Genomic DNA, 16,001 nt, shown 5'->3' with positions numbered 1-16,001 from the left:
GGTACCACCCCGGAGTCCGACGCTACGGTGCGGCGGGCGCGTCGCCGGACGACCGGCCCGCCACCACCAGCCCCGGCAGCCGCTCCTCGATCTCCGCGCGGGCCCCCTCGGAGAGCCCGGCGTCCGTGACGAAGGTGTGCACCTGGTCCAGCGTGGCGAACGAACTCAGCCCCACCGTCCCCCACTTGGTGTGGTCCGCGACCACCACCACCCGCCGGGCCGACTGCACGAACCGCCGGTTGGTCTCCGCCTCCGCCAGATTCGGCGTGGACAGACCGCCCTCCACGGAGATCCCGTGCACACCGAGGAACAGCACGTCGAAATGGAGCGAGGCGATCGCCCGGTCCGCCACCGGACCCACCAGCGAGTCCGACGGGGTACGCACCCCACCGGTGAGCACCACGGTCGCCGCACCGGGCCGGGCCCCCGACGAACCCGGCCGCTGCGCGGCGTGGAACACGTCCGCGACCCGCACCGAGTTGGTCACCACCGTCAGATCGGGTACGTCCAGCAGCTGCTGGGCCAGGGCGTACGTCGTGGTCCCGCCGGAGAGCGCGAGGGCACTGCCCGGCACCGCCATCGCGGCGGCCGCCCGCGCGATGTCCTCCTTGGCCGTCAGCTCCAGCGCCGACTTGGCCTCGAAACCGGGCTCGTGCGTCCGGGCCTCGACCACGGGCACGGCGCCGCCGTGGACCTTTTCCACCACACCCTGACGGGCCAGGGCGTCCAGGTCCCGGCGCACGGTCATGTCGGAGACGCTCAGTTTCCGGGTCAACTCGTTGACCCGGACGCCACCCCGCCTGCGTACCTCGTCGAGGATGAGCGCACGCCGCTGCTCGGCGAGCAGATTCTGATGGTCGCTCAACGGGGTCCGATCCCTTCCGTAGGCCGTGCCGGGGACCGCTCATCCTGCCACGCGGTGTCGGCGCACGCCGCACCGGGGAGAATCCCCGAGAGCGCTGCGCGCACCCGGCCCCGTCCCCCACTCTGGTGACCGGGCATCAGCCGCGCCCCTCCGGGCCCTCATCCGAGAGCGAGTCATCTCCGTGCCATCTGTCACCCACGCCCCGCAGAACGACGGCCCCGCACTGGAACTGCTGGTCCACGGCGTGGGCGGCGCCACCCCGCAGGAGATGCTCGTCGATCCGCGCACCGTCCGGATCACCGGCGACGCCACCGCGGCCATCTACCGCCGTTCCGGCGACGCCGACGCGGAGGACCACCCGGACCGCTACCGGGACCGCCCGATCCCCGAGGCCTACTGCTGGTCCAACCTCACCTCGGGCAACGGCTCCCGCGCCCTGTGGCTGCTGCTCCTGCCGTTCATGGTGATCAACCTCGCGCACTGGATGCGCCCCGCGGCCCGCCGCCGCCCCCGCGCGATCCGGCTCTACGGCGTCCTCGTCCGCCTCGTCGCCCTGAGCCTCACCGTGCTGCTCACCGCCGCCGCCTGCGAGGTGGCGCTCGACCTCACCGCCTGGCAGTGCGCGGGTGTCCCGGCCTGCTCCGACCAGCGCTCGTGGCTGGGATTCCTGTCCACCGCCCAGGGCGGCTGGTGGTCCCAGCCCGGCCGCAGGCTCGCACTCGCCGCCCTGCTGCCGGCCGCCCTGGTGGGCCTCCTCTGGTATCTGTCCAACCGCACCTGGAGCGCCTACGAGTCGCAGCGGCCGCTCGACGGGACCGACCCGGACGAGGACACCGCCCCGGCGGCCCCGGCGGACCCCGCCCCCGTCGTGCGACCGGTCCTCGGCCGCCCCGGATTCTGGTACGGACGGCGCCTCGTCGCCCGGCTGCGCGCCGCCCACACCGCCGCGGGGTTCCTCACCGTGACCGCCTCCGTCGCCGGCGCGGCGGCCCGCCGCGACCGCGCGGTCGACGGCGCCGTGCCCGCGCTGTACGGCCGGCTGATCGAGGCCGCGCTCGTCGTCGGGATGCTCGTCGTCCTCTGGGTGGTGTGCCGGCGCGGACGCAGCGAACGGCGCCTGGACAACCGGCTCGACCGCGCCCTCGTCACCTGGCTCCCCGCCGCCTCCCTGCTCCTCCTCGCCCTCGCCCTGCTGCACGCCGGCTGGTCGCGCCCCGGCTGGGTCTCCAGCGGCGCGCTCCCCGGCGACGTCACCTTCCGCGTCGTCACCCTGGCCCAGGGGGCCCTCGTCGTGGCCCTGGCCGTCGTCTCGCTCGACCTGTACCGCCGCAGCCCCGAACCGCGCACCGTGATGCGCGGACTCGGAGGCCCCGCCGTCGCGATGCTCGCCTGCGCGCTCGGCGGGGTGATGACGGGCGGGGTCGCCCAGCGCGTCGCGGACTGGCTGGACGGGCCCGGCACCCCCGGCATGGGCCGCAGCTCCGTCATCGAGGGCCCGCCGGTGCTCCTCAGCTGGCAGGCCTCCGTCATCCCGGTGCTGCTGCTCCTGCTCCTGGTCCCCGGACTCGTCCTCGGTCTGCGCACCTACCGCGCCGCCCGCCGGCTGGAGCCGGTCATCGGTACGGAGTACGCGGGGGAGCGGCCCGATGCCGCACGGACCCGGCAGATCGCCCGGATCCGCGCCACCGCCGCCCTCACCGACTCCGCCCCCGGCATGCTCGGCCTGGTCTCCGCCGCCACCCTGCTGCTCGGCGCGGGAGCCGTCGCCGGGGCCTGGGCCAGCGGACAGGTCCCCGGGCTCGCGCTGGAGGGCGGCAGTGCCTTCGTCGAGTCGCTGGCCGAGGCGGCGCAGTCCACCGGCTCCTGGCTGATCGGCTTCGGCTTCCTGGTCTTCGTCGCCTGCGGGCGGCGCGCCTACCGGGACGCCTCGGCCCGCCGCACCATCGGCATCCTCTGGGACGTCGGCACCTTCTGGCCGCGCGCCGCGCACCCGTTCGCCCCGCCCTGCTACGCCGAGCGGGCCGTGCCCGACCTCGCCTCGCGGATGTCCGGCTGGACCGCGCGGACCCGGGGCCGGCTCGTCATCTCCGGCCACTCCCAGGGCAGCGTCCTGGCCGCCTCGGCGGTCTGGCAACTGCCCGCCGCGACCCGGGCCCGGGTCGCCCTGCTCACCTACGGCTCCCCGATCGAGCGGCTCTACGGACGCTGGTTCCCCGCCTACTTCGGCCCCGCCCAGCTCCACGGACTGCACCGCTCCGTGCACTGCTGGCGCAACCTCTGGCGGGCCACCGACCCGATCGGCGGCCCGGTCCGCCTCGGCGAGGAGTCCGGCCCCGAGGTCGACCGAGGCCCCCTAAGGGACCCGCTCGTCTACGGACGCACCGCCGAGCACCCGCTGCCCGAACCGGTGCTCGGCCACTCCGACTACCAGGCCGACCCCGTCTTCGCCGAGGAGCGGGCGGCCCTCCTGGAACGCCTGGTCCCGGTCGTGCCCCGCCAGGCGGAGCAACCGGGCCGGGACCTCAGGGAAGTGCCGGAAGGTCTTCCGGATACAGCAGGGTGAGGTCGTCCGTGCTCGCGTCGGCGAGCTGGGCGACCCGGCCCGCGTGCCGCTCGACCATCGACTCGAAGGTCTGCCGCGCCGTGCGCCCGTTGCCGAACGCCGGGCCCTTGGGAAGCTCCGTGAAGTACTTCAGCAGCGCCTCCCCGGTGCCCGGCGCCAGGCTGTACTCCTGCTCCTCGGACTGCTGTTCCACGATCCGCAGCAGCTCGTCCGGCTCGTAGTCGCTGAAGGTGATGGTCCGGGAGAACCGGGACGCCACCCCGGGGTTGACGGTCAGGAACCGCTCCATCTCGTGGGTGTACCCGGCGACGATGACGACGACCGCGTCACGGTGGTCCTCCATCAGCTTCACCAGGGTGTCGATCGCCTCGCGGCCGAAGTCCCGGCCCGAGTCCTCGGGAGACAGCGCGTACGCCTCGTCGACGAACAGCACCCCGCCGCGCGCCCGGTCGAACGCCTCCTGGGTGCGGATGGCCGTCGAGCCGATGTGCTCCCCGACCAGGTCGACGCGGGACACCTCGACGAGATGGCCCCGCTCCAGCACCCCGAGCGACGCCAGGATCTCGCCGTACAGCCGGGCGACCGTCGTCTTCCCGGTGCCGGGGGAGCCGGTGAAGACGAGGTGCCGGCGGACCGATGCCGCCTTCAGCCCCGCCTGCCGGCGCCGCCGCCCCACCTCGATCATGTCGGTGAGCGCCCGGACCTCGCGCTTGACGCTGTCCAGCCCGACCAGCGCGTCGAGTTCGCCGAGCACCGCGTCGGAGGTGCGGGACGGCTCGGCGGGCGCCGCGGCCGCCTCCACGACCGGCGGCGTGGCCCTCGGCGCGGGCACCGAGCCCAGCAGCCCGGGGGAGGACTGGGTGGCCGTCATCACCGCGGGCGGCGGGGCGGGGGTGGTGCGCAGCCCGCTCTCGTCGCTCGTGCAGTCCTCGACGACCGGGCCGCCGGACGTGCCGTCCCCGTGGCCGCCGCCCTCGGCGAACTCGTATCCGCCGCGCGCGCACCGCTCGGTGCGGCAGCGCCGCAGCGTCGTACGGCAGCCGTCCATCACATGGAAGCCGTATCCCTCACTGCCCGTCACCCGGCAGCCGTGGAAGGTGCCCCGCCCTTCCGCCGACACGTAGAAGCCGGCCTCGGCGGGGGAGGTGACCGTGCAGCGCTCGATCGTCGGGTCGGCGCCCTTGGTGACGATCACCCCGGTCTGCGCGGCGTCGATGGTGCAGTTGTTCAGCGTGCCGCCGCTGCCGTGGTCGCGGAACCAGGCGCCCGTGGACGCCTCCCGGATCCGGCAGTCGTCGAGCTGGGCGGTCGCCCCGTCGCTGACGGAGACCGCCGTGTTGCGGACCTGGGTCAGATCGCTGTCCACGACATCGGCGCGCGAGCCCCGGTCGAGCACGAACAGCGCGTCCGGCACGTCGTGGACCCGGCAGGAGTCCAGTATCACCGTGGCCCCGTCGCTGACCCAGACCGCCGGATAGTCCCCGGTGGAGTCGTGGATCTCGCACTGGTTGGCGTCGACCCGGGTGCCCGGGTCCCAGACCGAGAGACCGTTGCGGCCGAACCGCCGCACCGTCGAGCGCGTCAGCGTCAGCACCGAACGCGACCGCAGGTCCACCGCGTTCTCCGGGACGTCGTGGATGTCGCAGTCCGCCAGGGTGAGCACCGCGTCCGTGTCCAGGGTGACCCCGTCCGACGAGGTGCGGTGCACGGTGCAGTCGGTCAGATGGGCACTCGCGCGCGCCGACACCTGTATCCCGCTGCCCTTGATCTCGTACACCTCGCAGCCCAGCGCCTCCAGCGCGCTGCCCTCACCGGTGACCGACAGGCCCGCGCCCGAGGCGTGGTGGACCCGGCAGCGGTCCAGCCGGGGGTGTGCCCCGTCGCGCACGGAGACCCCGGCCTGCCCGGCCGAGACGACCTCGCACTCCTCGAAGACACCGCCCGCGCCGTCGAGCACGGCGATGCCGACGCCCGCCGGATTGTCGACCGTGCACCGGCGGACCGTGGGCCGCGCCGCGCCGCGCACCTCGACCCCGGCGGCCGACCGCGTCACGATCCGCAGATCGGACAGCTCCGGCGTCCCGTCCTCGATCAGCAGCGCCGGGGACGCCACGTCCTGGCCCTCCACGTGCAGGTCCTGGACGACGGCGGAGGCGCGTACGGTCAGCGGCACGCCGTCCGCGGGCGCGATCCGCACCGAACCGACCGAGCCCTCGGGCCCGCGCAGCGTCACCGCGCGGGCGATGACCAGATTCTCCCGGTACGTACCCGGCGCGACGGTGAGCACGTCACCGTCCGCCGCCGCCTCCAGAGCCGCGGTGAGGGAGGCGTACTCGCCTGTGCGGCGCCGCCACCGCGATGTGCCGGTGTGCGTCACCTGGACCGTGCCCTGTGCCATGGCGCTGTTGTGCCCCCACCTCGTGCGTGTGTGATGCCCCCTGCCACCGCCTCGCGGCAGCGACCGACCGGGGGTCCGCCCACCGGTGTCACGGGCGGGCCGGTCCACCGTAGCGCGCGCGGAGGGCGGGAGTTGACCCGATCAGGAGGTCGTCGTTCCGCGAGGTGGACGGACCCCGCTAACTCCCGGTCCCCGTTCTGCCCCAGTCCGGCCCGACCTCGGCCCAGGCCCGGTCCAGTCGCGCGTACCGCAGACGCGTCATCTGCCGGACGATCAGCCGCCGGCCGCCCTCGACGCACAGGGCGGCGAGCAGCGCCCCGCCGATTCCGGCCAGGACCGCGTTCGTGTGCGCGGTCGCGGTGTCCATCGGACGGGACGCGAGACGGCCCGCCCGGTCCGTCCAGATCCGCACCCGCGACCCGGCCTCCGTGTCGCGCGACACCGTCCGCACGGTGGCCACCCGTGCCGTCCCGTCGGGGGCCTTCCAGCGGGCCACCACCGGGGTCTGCGCACGGCTGTCCGCCCCCGACTCGGTGTCGGTGACCAACTGCCGGGGCGCCACCCGCCGCACCACGACGGCCGTGGTGGCCCGCCGCTCGGCGCGCTGCGCCCGGACCGCGTCCAGCAGTGCTCCGTCGGCGCGCGCCCCGCACAGCCAGCCGACCACCGGCGCCCCCACCACCAGCAGGAGGAACGCGACCAGAGCCACCCACGCCTCGCGCCTGTCCGTGGCGCGGCGCAGGGGGTTGTGCCGCCAACGCCAGACTCCCGTGAGCGCTCGCACAGTCCTGCACCCCCTCTTCCGTATCCGTCTTAACCCGGTACGGTGCGGCCCGCGCGCCCGGGGACGGAAGAGAGAGCAAGCTCACGCCGTCCAACAGCGCGCGCACCGGCGGGGGTTCCCGGCCGGAGGCGTCCGTTTCAGGCCAGGATCCGGAGCGGGTCGCCGACCCGGACGACACCGGTGGTGTCGGGGACGAGGTTCAGCCCGAAACGCAGTTCGCCGTCCGACCTGCGGTGACGGGCCAGAGTGCGGAGCGGTTCGGTGCCGCGCCGGGCGGTGCGCTGGTCGGTCGTCGTCACGACACAGCGGGCGCTCGGCCGCGCCACCCGGAAGGCGACCTCCCCGATCGCGAGACGGTGCCAGCCGTCCTCCGCCCAGGGCTCGGTCCCGGAGACCACGACGTTCGGCCGGAACCGGTCCATCGGCAGGGGTCCCTCGTCGGCCCGGTCGCCCGCCGCGACGAGCGCGTTCAGCGCGTCCAGCGAGGCGGTGGACGTCAGGAGCAGCGGATAGCCGTCCGCCAGACTCACCGGCTCGCCCGGCCGCGCGTACGCGGGATCGATGAACCGGCGCCGCTCCGGCGCGTCCAGATGAACGAGCCTGACCTCGGTGCCGAGGAAGGCCCCGAACCAGTCGTGGGCCTCCCGCGCCGCCTCGACGACATCGAGACGGCTGCGGTGCAGCCGCACCCGGACCGTCTCCCGCGGTTCCGGGACCTCCACGGTCAGGGCGGCGCTCCCCGGCGCGGCCAGCACGACTCCACCGCCGGGCACGGGCTCGGCGGAGACCAGCGCCAGCCGGGGCCGCTGCCGCTGGGTGACCACCGTTCCCTCGGTGTCCACCAGCATCCAGCGGCGGTCGCCGCCGAGTCCCCATGGCTCGACGACGGCCTCCCCGACGGCGTACGCGGCCAGCGATTTGACCGGATGGACATGGACGGCGCTCAGGCCGGGAGCAGGCATGCCCCCATCCTGCCAGCCGCCACCAGGACGGCCCGCCCGTGCCCCGTACCTCCGCGGACCGGTGCTAGTAGCCCCGGCCGCCCTGGTACGGGCGGTTGTACGGGTCCTCGTACGGGGACTGCACGGGCGCGGGCCGGGGCGCCGCCGGGCGCATCGACTCGTAGCCCGTCCCCGGCGCGGGACGCTGCTGCTGGTACGGCGGAGGGGACTGGTACCCGCCGCGGCTCGCCGCCGGCTGCTGCGGGATGTAGGGCGCCGGGGCGTGCTGCAGCTGGGCCGGCTGCATGGGCGCGTAGCTCTGCTGGGTCGCCGGCTGCGGGTAGCCGTACGACGGAGCGGGCTGGGAAGGGGCCGCGGGAAGCGCTGGCAGGGCCGACGGCAGCGCCGGCAGATAGCTGTTGCCGGTGTCGTACGCGGCGGGCACTCGGATCGGTGCGATCTGAGGCGTACCCCGCTCCGCGACCAGGGAGTCGTAGATGGGGGTGTCGGGGAAGGACGGCGCGGAGTAGTAGCCGCCGCCGTAGGTGGAGCGGGGGGAGGTCATGGCACCTAAGTTAAGCCCACGATGTGCGGATTGGGGAGTCCCAATCTCAGGCTCATCCGATTTACGCGGGTTCTCCCGTTCCGACCTGGCAAAACATCGTCCGGGAGATGGTTTGGGAGCGCGATCTACCCGCGCGTAGGCACGGACCGCCCCCGGTGCCCGGAACCCGGTGTTCCGGGCGGTTTCCGGGCCCGGTGCCGAGGGGCGCGCCGCTCACTTCTTCCGTATCCCCTCGTTCCAGATCAGCGAGGCGATGTTCGGCTTCACCGCCGTGGTGATCACACCCATGGCGGCGCGGACGTGGCGCCGCTCCTCCAACTCGCGGAGCATGGCCGCCGCGAGGTCCGCGCGGGCGGTGAACACCCCGTCCGCGCTGGTGCGTTCGGTCCGGTAGTCGGTGACGACGGGGTGCTCGAAGAGTCCCGAGGGGCGGACCAGGGTCCAGTCGAGACCGGTCGCTCCGATCACCTCCTCCATGCGGCGCATGTCCGCGTGCAGCGTGCGGCCCAGCCGCCGGTTCACCAGCGGATCGAGCACATGGTTGAAGAAGTGCGCGCCGGTGGGCCGCCAGCCGGGGTCGGCGACGCTGGAGCTGATGGCCAGCAGCCGCTTCACGCCGTGACGGGCCATGGCCTCGGTGATCGCCCCGGCGCTCGCCGAGTACAGGGTGATCGCCTCCTTGGAGAACCGCGCGCCGAGCGCGGAGAGGACCGCGTCCGTGCCGCGCACGGCGGCGTCGACCGCCGCGGGGTCGGTGGCGTCGGCGACGGCCTCGGTGAGTCCGGGCCGCGCCCCCAGGGAGCCGGGGCGGCGGGTCACGCCCACCACCTCGTGGCCGGCGGCGAGAGCCTGGTCGGTGAGGTGCCGGCCGGTGGGCCCGTTGGCACCGAAGACTGCGATACGCATGGCGGGGTTCGTCCTTCCGAGGGGTCGTCCTGACGCCCTTGACTCTGTCGATCACGCCCCGCAGGCTCAACGCTGATGAATAACGCCGCCGTTGCCGCCGCCCCCGCCCGTCCCCGCGGCAGGCCGCCCGGCCGTCCGCCGACCCGTGCCGCGATCGTGTCCGCCGCCCGCGCGCTGTTCCTGGAGCGCGGCTACCGGGCGACGACCGTACGCGCCGTCGCGGGGGCCGCCGGGGTCGACGCGGCGCTGATCTCCTACCACTTCGGTTCCAAGAAGGGCCTGTTCGCCGAGGTGATGCAGGTGCGGTGCGCCGATGTACTGGGCGTCGAGGAGGTCCTGGGCGGGGATCCGGCCGGTCTGCCCGGACGGCTCGTCGACGCGGTGACGGGGCTGTGGGAGGACCCCGACTTCCGAAGGCTGTCCGGGCTGGGCGGCGAGGGCGCGGAGGCGGTCCGGGAGTACCTGGAGACCGAACTGCTGGCCCGGCTCGTTGAATTCCTGGGCGGCCGCGACGCCACCGCCCGCGCCACGGCCGTCGTGACCGTCCTGGGCGGTCTCATCTACACCCGTTACGTGAATCCGCTGCCCACCCCGGCCGCGCTCACCCGCGACCAGACGCGCGCCGTCCTCGCGCCGGTCCTGCGCGCGGCCCTGGGTACCCGCCCGGCCCGCCCGGCCTCCGCCCCCGCGGGCCGGCGGCGCGGAGACCGCCCGCCACCGAGGTGACCCCCCGGAGCGCACCGCCTCGAACGACCTTTCGTCGAATTGCAAAATTCTGCAATTCACTACATGCTGTGTTCGCCGTATCCGCAAGTGATGCGGTGCGCCGACGGGGGCACCCCGGCGCGTTGAGGGCTGACGAAGGGGTCCGCGACCGTGCCGGTTCCGCTGTACCAGGCCAAGGCCGACTTCTTCCGGATGCTCGGACACCCCGTCCGGATAAGGGTTCTGGAGCTGCTGCAGAACGGCCCGATGCCCGTCCGGGACCTGCTGGCCGCGATTGAGGTGGAGCCCTCTGCGCTCTCCCAGCAACTGGCGGTGCTCCGCCGGTCCGGCATCGTCCACGCCACCCGGGAGGGTTCGACCGTCGTCTACGCCCTCGCCGGCGGCGATGTGGCCGAGCTGATGCGGGCCGCCCGCCGGATCCTCACCGAGATGCTGGCCGGGCAGAACGAACTCCTCGCCGAACTGCGCGGCGCCGAGGTCTCCGCGCCGTGAGCGCGTCCGTCCTCCGGCCCGTGGCACGGGTCCGCGCCCTGCTGCCCACCCGCGCCGACCTCGGCACGATGACCCGCAACCCGCGCCGGGACCTGCTCGCCGGGCTCACCGTCGCCGTCGTCGCGCTGCCCCTCGCGCTGGGCTTCGGCGTCTCCTCCGGCCTCGGCGCCGAGGCCGGACTCGCCACCGCCGTGGTCGCGGGCGCCCTCGCCGCCCTCTTCGGCGGCTCCCACCTCCAGGTCTCCGGCCCGACCGGCGCCATGACCGTGGTGCTGCTGCCCATCGTGGCCGCGCACGGCCCCGGCGGCGTGCTCACCGTCGGGCTGATGGCCGGAGTCCTGCTGATCGCGCTCGCGTTCCTCGGGGCCGGCCGCTTCATGCGCTACCTCCCCGCCCCGGTGGTCGAGGGCTTCACGCTCGGCATCGCCTGCGTCATCGCCCTCCAGCAGGTGCCGAACGCCCTCGGCGTGCCGAAACCCGAGGGCGACAAGGTCCTCCCCGTGACCTGGCACGCGGTGCAGGCGTTCGTACGGGCCCCCAACTGGACCGCCCTGCTCCTCGCCCTCGCCGTCGCCGTGGTGATGCTCGTCGGCGCCCGGCTGCGGCCCGCCGTCCCCTTCTCCGTCGTCGCGGTCGCCGCCGCGACGCTCACCGTCCAGCTCCTCCACCTGGACGCGGCCGCCCCCATCGGCACCCTGCCCTCCGGACTCCCCGCCCCCTCCCTCGCTTTCCTGGAGCCGGCGGCGCTGCCCTCGCTGCTCGCCCCGGCCGTCGCCGTCGCGGCGCTCGCCGCCCTGGAGTCGCTGCTCTCGGCGACCGTCGCCGACGGGATGACGACCGGTCACCGGCACGACCCGGACCGGGAACTGTTCGGACAGGGCATCGCCAATCTGGCCGCCCCGCTCTTCGGCGGCGTCCCCGCCACGGCGGCCATCGCCCGTACCGCGGTCAACGTCCGGACCGGCGCCGGATCCCGGCTCGCCGCCCTCACCCACGCGCTCGTCCTCGCGGTGATCGTCTTCGCCGCAGCCCCGCTCGTCTCGCGGATCCCGCTCGCCGCGCTCGCCGGAGTACTCCTCGCCACCGCCGTCCGCATGGTCGAGGTCGGAGCCCTGCGGGCGATGGCCCGCGCGACCCGGCCGGACGCCGTCGTCCTGGTGCTGACCGCCGCCGCCACCCTCGTGCTCGACCTCGTCTACGCGGTGATCATCGGCCTGGCCGTGGCGGGGGCCCTGGCGCTGCGGGCGGTCGCCCGGCAGACCCGGATGGAGCGGACCGAGGTCACGGCCGACCTCACCGGACCGCACAGCCCGGAGGAACACGCGCTGCTGGCCGAGCACATCGCCGCCTACCGCATCGAGGGACCGCTCTTCTTCGCGGGCGCCCCCCGCCTGCTGCCGGAACTCTCCGAGGTCGCAGGCGTCCGCGTGGTCGTCCTGCGGATGGCGGGGATCACCACCATGGACGCCACCGGAGCCCTCGCCCTCAAGGACGCGGTGCGCACGCTGCACCGGCGCGGGATCGCCGTGTTCGCCGCCGGGATCCGCCCCGGCCATCTGCCGGTCCTGGCCTCCGTCGGCGCCCTCGGACTGCTCCAGAGCGAGGGCCAGGCGCACGCCACCACGGGGGAGGCCGTCACCGCCGCGCGCGCCCATCTCCACCGGTCCGGGCTGCTGCCCGCCGCGCCCGTCACCGAGGAGGCCGTCCGGTGAGCCTCCGGCCCGACACCCTGCCCCTGCGGCACGTCCTGACCCTCCCGGCGATGGGCCCCGCCGTCCGGATCGCCCGCGAGACCACCGAACAGGTGCTGGCCGAATGGGGCATCAGCCGACGCCACCGCACCGTCGACCCGGCGCTGCTCATCCTGTCCGAGCTGGTCACCAACAGCGTCCGGCACGCCGCCTCGCACTCCCCGAGCATCACCGTCCACTACGCGGCCGGCCGCCACACGTTCGCGTTCGCCGTCCACGACCGCCACCCGCACCGGCCCGCCCTCCTGACCGCGCTGCCACGCCCCGGGACCACCGGCGGCGGCCTCGGCACCGTCATGGAACTCACCCTCGGCCTCGGCGGCACCGCCGTCGTACGCGGCGACGCCGACGGCGGCGGCAAGAGCATCTGGATCACCCTCCCGCTGTGAACCGCGGCGGCAGGACCACGTACGGCAACGGACAAGGCAAGGAACGACCATGAACGACACCACCGGGGCCCTGCCGCCCTGCCCCGAGTGCTCCGGCACCTACACCTACGAGTCGGGCGCGCTCCTCGTCTGCCCCGAATGCGGCCACGAATGGGCCCCGGCCGACACGGAGACCGGAGCACCGGCCGGGGACACGGCGATCCGCGACGCGGTCGGCAACGTCCTCGCCGACGGCGACACCGTCACCGTCGTCCGCACCCTGAAGGTGAAGGGCAGCCCGACCGGGATCAAGGCCGGCACCAAGGTGCGCAACATCCGCCTCGTCGACGGGGTGGACGGCCACGACATCGACTGCAAGGTCGACGGATTCGGCTCGATGCAGCTCAAGTCCAGCGTGGTCAAGAAGGCCTGAGCACCGGCCCGCCGCCCGCCCGTCCGGCACGCCCGGGGTCATGACGGGCGGGCGGAGGCGCGAGGATGTCCCCATGGAGAACGTTTCTGGGTGGACACGGCGCACCGCGCCCGTACGACGGCGGCCGTCCGGCACGCGGACACGCACGGCGGGCGAGGAGCGGCAGCGGTGAGTACGCCCCTCTACCAGTTGAAGGCGGAGTTCTTCAAGACACTCGGTCACCCGGTCCGCATCCGGGTGCTGGAACTCCTCAGCAGGCGCGAGCACGCGGTCTCGGAGATGCTCGCCGAGATCGGCGTCGAACCCGCCCACCTCTCCCAGCAACTGGCCGTGCTGCGCCGCGCCAACCTCGTGATCCAGCGCCGGGAGGGCTCCGCCGTCCTCTACTCCCTGGCCGACCCCCGGCTCGCGGAACTGCTGAGGGTCGCCCGGACCATCCTGTCCGGCGTCCTGGCCGGGCAGGCCGAACTCCTCGCCGATCTGGAGGCCGCCGACGCGCCGGGCTCCTCCCGGCGGCGCGGCACGCGGTGACGGAGCGCGCACCGGGCCCCTCCCGGCGGGCGGGCACGGCCCGCCGAGGCGCTAGGTTGACCCGGGAGAAGTCTCGGCAGACGGACTCGCGATGGGGGCGAGCATGACCATGCTTAAGGGAACCAACGTTCCGGTGGCGGCCCAGGCCGTCCGCGTCGAGCTGGGGTGGCGCACCGGCCCCGGCACACCGGACGTGGACGCCTCGGCACTCCTGCTTCTCGCGAACGGGAAGGTACGCGACGACGGGGACTTCGTCTTCTACAACCAGCCCGTGCACGCCGGCGGCGCGGTCCGCCACGAGGGCAAGCGGGCCACCGCGGGAGCGGCCACCGACACGCTCGCCGTGGACCTCGCCCGGCTGGAACCCGCCGTCGACCGGGTGGTCCTCGCCGCCTCCGCGGACGGCGGCAGCTTCGGCCGGGTCGCCGGACTGTACGTACGGGTCCTGGACGCGGTCGGCGGCGCGGAACTGGCGCGCTTCGACAGCACCGACGCCACCGTCGAGACGGCCTTCATCCTCGGCGAGCTCTACCGGCGCCAGGGCGCCTGGAAGTTCCGCGCGGTCGGCCAGGGGTACGGCAGCGGACTCGAAGGGCTCGCCACGGACTTCGGCATCTCCGTCGACGAGCCGCAGCGCCCCACGAGCCCGGTCCCGCCCGCCACCATGCCCGCCGCCCCGCCGCCGCCCCAGCCCTCGGCCCGGGTCGCGGCGCCGCCGCCCGCACCGCTCCCGCCGCACGCCCAGCCGACCCTCGCCGGGCCGATCGCCCCGCCGGTGCCGCCCGCGCCCCCGGCACCGCCCGCCCAGCCGGTGCGCCTGACGAAGGTGACGCTCACCAAGGACGCCCCCGCCGTCTCCCTCGCCAAGCAGGGCGGCACCTCCGGAGCGATGCGCGTCAACCTCAACTGGGAGGTGCGCAAGCAGTTCAAGGGCTGGGGCAGCAAACTCGGCCGGGCCGTCGCCCAGCACGCCGACCTCGACCTCGACCTCTGCGCCCTCTACGAACTGACCGACGGCCGCAAGGGCGTCGTCCAGGCCCTCGGCAACGCCTTCGGCGCCTACCACCAGCCGCCCTACGTCGAACTCGACGGCGACGACCGCACCGGCGCCGTGGAGGCCGGTGAGAACCTGACCATCAACCTCGACCAGAAGGCCCGGATCCGCCGGCTGCTGATCTTCGTCACGATCTACGAGGGCGCCCGCAGCTTCGCCGATCTGCACGCCACGGTCACCCTCCAGCCGCAGCACGGCGCACCGATCGACTTCTCGCTCGACGAGTGCACCGTCCCCTCGACGGTCTGCGCGCTCGCCCTCATCACGAACAACGGCGGCGACCTCACCGTGCAGCGCGAGGCCCGCTACCTCGTCTGCGACCGGGGCGTCAGCCCGCAGCGCACCATCGACCGCGCCTACGGCTGGGGCATGAACTGGACGCCCGGCCGCAAGTGAGCCGGACCCGCGGTCACTGATCCGGCGCGGCCTCGGGACGGGCGTAGTGACGCCCCTTCCAGGCCGCGCCCCGGCCCCGGTAGTGCTGAACCGCCGAGTCGACGGTCATCAGCAGGTACAGCAGCGCGGTGAACGGCAGCAACGGCGCGAGCCACAGCGACTGCCGGTAGTACCCCAGCATCGGCGTGTACGTCCCGGCCATCACGGCCCAGGCCGCGCCCCCCGCCCAGGCCGCCGCCGCGTCCCCGCCCAGCAGTCCGGCGGCCAGCGCGAGCGGCGGCGCCAGATAGACGAGCGCGAGCCCCAGCACCGTACCGAGCAGCACCAGCGGGTTGTGCCGCAGCTGGGCGTACGCGCTGCGCGACACCATGCGCCACAGATCCCCCAGCCCCGGGTACGGGCGCACGCTGTCCACCCGGTCCGCCAGACCCAGCCAGATCCGCCCGCCGTCGCGCCGCACCACCCGCGCCAGCGCCACGTCGTCGATCACCGCCTGCCGGATCGAGTCCGGCACCCGGGCCCGTACGGCGGCCTCCGTCCGCAGCAGGACGCAGCCGCCCGCGGCGGCCGCGGTCCGCCCCCCGTTCCGGTTGATCCACCGGAACGGGTACAGCTGCGAGAAGAAGTAGACGAACGCCGGGACGACGAGGCGTTCCCAGGCGCTCTCCACGCGCAGCCGCGCCATCTGGGAGACCAGGTCGTAGCCGCCCGCCGTGGCGGCGGCCACCAGCTCCCGCAGACTGTCCGGCTCATGGGCGATGTCCGCGTCCGTGAGCAGCAGGAACTCCGGATCACGGGAGCGGGCCAGCGTGATCCCGTGCCGCACCGCCCAGAGCTTGCCCGTCCACCCCGGTCCGGGCTCCGGGGGCGACACCACCGTGACCGGAAGACCGCCGTGCCGTACCGCCAGTGTGCGGGCCAGCTCGCCCGTCCCGTCGGTGCTGCAGTCGTCCACCAGGACGATCTCCGCGGTCCCGGGATAGTCCTGTGCCAGCAGCGACGGCAGGCTCAGCGGAAGCATGTCCGCCTCGTCGCGGGCGGGGACGACGACCACCACCGAGGGCCAGTGCGCCGGGGCGGCGCGGGCGGGGAGCCGCTGGCCGGTCCGCCAGAAGAACCCCTGTCCCAGCAGCAGCCAGACCCATGCGACCAGCGACACCACGGCGATCCAGGCAACGGCGCTCATTGCCCGAAGTCTGCCCCACTGAGCTGGGACCGCAAGGGCGGT

14 protein-coding genes and 1 pseudogene are annotated in these 16,001 nt (G+C 74.3%); 8 read left to right on the top strand and 7 right to left on the bottom strand.

Annotated elements, in window-relative coordinates; translation table 11 throughout:
- Positions 1–22: 22 nt before the first annotated feature.
- Entirely contained in the window at positions 23–865 is an 843-nt protein-coding gene (locus ACFVDM_RS07365) for a DeoR/GlpR family DNA-binding transcription regulator (protein WP_383634370.1), read from the bottom strand.
- Positions 866–1,133: 268 nt separating this feature from the next.
- Between ACFVDM_RS07365 and ACFVDM_RS07360 the strand changes: the two are divergent.
- A pseudogene (locus ACFVDM_RS07360) lies at positions 1,134–3,415 on the top strand (hypothetical protein); the annotation flags it as partial.
- On the opposite strand, the gene ACFVDM_RS07355 reads toward ACFVDM_RS07360, so the two are convergent.
- The 5 genes from ACFVDM_RS07355 to ACFVDM_RS07335 all read right to left on the bottom strand — a co-directional run bounded on the left by ACFVDM_RS07355 (position 3,388) and on the right by ACFVDM_RS07335 (position 9,022).
- On the bottom strand, positions 3,388–5,826 hold the full coding sequence (locus ACFVDM_RS07355; protein ID WP_383634368.1) for a right-handed parallel beta-helix repeat-containing protein: 2,439 nt from the start codon (positions 5,824–5,826) through the stop codon (positions 3,388–3,390). The pseudogene ACFVDM_RS07360 and the gene ACFVDM_RS07355 sit on opposite strands and share 28 nt — an antisense overlap.
- 178 nt (positions 5,827–6,004) lie before the next feature.
- Positions 6,005–6,610, bottom strand: a complete 606-nt coding sequence (locus ACFVDM_RS07350; RefSeq protein WP_383634366.1) for a hypothetical protein — start codon at positions 6,608–6,610, stop codon at positions 6,005–6,007.
- A 137-nt stretch (positions 6,611–6,747) separates the two neighbouring features.
- The gene (locus tag ACFVDM_RS07345) at positions 6,748–7,572 is read right to left on the bottom strand and encodes an MOSC domain-containing protein (protein ID WP_383634365.1); all 825 of its coding nucleotides are present in this window, start codon (positions 7,570–7,572) and stop codon (positions 6,748–6,750) included.
- Between the two features lie 64 nt (positions 7,573–7,636).
- Positions 7,637–8,116 (bottom strand): DUF6643 family protein, encoded by a 480-nt coding sequence (locus ACFVDM_RS07340; RefSeq protein WP_383634363.1) that lies wholly within the window; start codon positions 8,114–8,116, stop codon positions 7,637–7,639.
- 213 nt (positions 8,117–8,329) lie between these two features.
- Entirely contained in the window at positions 8,330–9,022 is a 693-nt protein-coding gene (locus ACFVDM_RS07335) for an NAD(P)-dependent oxidoreductase (RefSeq protein WP_383634361.1), read from the bottom strand.
- A 75-nt stretch (positions 9,023–9,097) separates the two neighbouring features.
- Here ACFVDM_RS07335 and ACFVDM_RS07330 point away from each other — a divergent pair, with 75 nt between their 5' ends.
- The 7 genes from ACFVDM_RS07330 (at position 9,098) to ACFVDM_RS07300 (ending at position 14,773) form a co-directional block, all read left to right on the top strand.
- A complete protein-coding gene (locus tag ACFVDM_RS07330; protein ID WP_383634359.1) occupies positions 9,098–9,748 on the top strand; it encodes a TetR family transcriptional regulator in 651 nt (216 codons plus the stop codon).
- A 150-nt stretch (positions 9,749–9,898) separates the two neighbouring features.
- A complete protein-coding gene (locus ACFVDM_RS07325; protein WP_383634357.1) occupies positions 9,899–10,240 on the top strand; it encodes an ArsR/SmtB family transcription factor in 342 nt (113 codons plus the stop codon).
- Between the two features lie 68 nt (positions 10,241–10,308).
- Positions 10,309–11,952: a SulP family inorganic anion transporter gene (locus tag ACFVDM_RS07320; protein ID WP_383634463.1), complete on the top strand. Its 1,644-nt coding sequence runs from the start codon at positions 10,309–10,311 to the stop codon at positions 11,950–11,952.
- A 50-nt stretch (positions 11,953–12,002) separates the two neighbouring features.
- Entirely contained in the window at positions 12,003–12,380 is a 378-nt protein-coding gene (locus tag ACFVDM_RS07315) for an ATP-binding protein (protein ID WP_383634461.1), read from the top strand.
- Positions 12,381–12,429: 49 nt separating this feature from the next.
- On the top strand, positions 12,430–12,792 hold the full coding sequence (locus tag ACFVDM_RS07310; protein WP_383634355.1) for a zinc ribbon domain-containing protein YjdM: 363 nt from the start codon (positions 12,430–12,432) through the stop codon (positions 12,790–12,792).
- A gap of 168 nt (positions 12,793–12,960) precedes the next feature.
- Entirely contained in the window at positions 12,961–13,323 is a 363-nt protein-coding gene (locus ACFVDM_RS07305) for an ArsR/SmtB family transcription factor (RefSeq protein WP_383634353.1), read from the top strand.
- 91 nt (positions 13,324–13,414) lie between these two features.
- Positions 13,415–14,773 (top strand): TerD family protein, encoded by a 1,359-nt coding sequence (locus ACFVDM_RS07300; RefSeq protein WP_383634351.1) that lies wholly within the window; start codon positions 13,415–13,417, stop codon positions 14,771–14,773.
- A gap of 13 nt (positions 14,774–14,786) precedes the next feature.
- Here the strand turns inward: ACFVDM_RS07300 and ACFVDM_RS07295 are convergent, their stop codons facing one another.
- Positions 14,787–15,959, bottom strand: a complete 1,173-nt coding sequence (locus ACFVDM_RS07295) for a glycosyltransferase (protein WP_383634349.1) — start codon at positions 15,957–15,959, stop codon at positions 14,787–14,789.
- Positions 15,960–16,001: the final 42 nt, after the last annotated feature.

The sequence above is a fragment of the Streptomyces sp. NPDC057682 genome (assembly GCF_042799575.1).
Classification (GTDB): domain Bacteria; phylum Actinomycetota; class Actinomycetes; order Streptomycetales; family Streptomycetaceae; genus Streptomyces.
This window is presented reverse-complemented; position numbering and strand designations above follow the sequence as displayed.

Coding starts and splice junctions, on each gene's coding strand:
- ACFVDM_RS07355 (WP_383634368.1), bottom strand. CDS start 5,826: ATGGCACAGGGCACGGTCCAGGTGACGCACACCGGCACATCGCGGTGG.
- ACFVDM_RS07345 (WP_383634365.1), bottom strand. CDS start 7,572: ATGCCTGCTCCCGGCCTGAGCGCCGTCCATGTCCATCCGGTCAAATCG.
- ACFVDM_RS07340 (WP_383634363.1), bottom strand. CDS start 8,116: ATGACCTCCCCCCGCTCCACCTACGGCGGCGGCTACTACTCCGCGCCG.
- ACFVDM_RS07335 (WP_383634361.1), bottom strand. CDS start 9,022: ATGCGTATCGCAGTCTTCGGTGCCAACGGGCCCACCGGCCGGCACCTC.
- ACFVDM_RS07330 (WP_383634359.1), top strand. CDS start 9,098: ATGAATAACGCCGCCGTTGCCGCCGCCCCCGCCCGTCCCCGCGGCAGG.
- ACFVDM_RS07320 (WP_383634463.1), top strand. CDS start 10,309: ATGACCCGCAACCCGCGCCGGGACCTGCTCGCCGGGCTCACCGTCGCC.
- ACFVDM_RS07315 (WP_383634461.1), top strand. CDS start 12,003: ATGGGCCCCGCCGTCCGGATCGCCCGCGAGACCACCGAACAGGTGCTG.
- ACFVDM_RS07310 (WP_383634355.1), top strand. CDS start 12,430: ATGAACGACACCACCGGGGCCCTGCCGCCCTGCCCCGAGTGCTCCGGC.
- ACFVDM_RS07300 (WP_383634351.1), top strand. CDS start 13,415: ATGGGGGCGAGCATGACCATGCTTAAGGGAACCAACGTTCCGGTGGCG.
- ACFVDM_RS07295 (WP_383634349.1), bottom strand. CDS start 15,959: ATGAGCGCCGTTGCCTGGATCGCCGTGGTGTCGCTGGTCGCATGGGTC.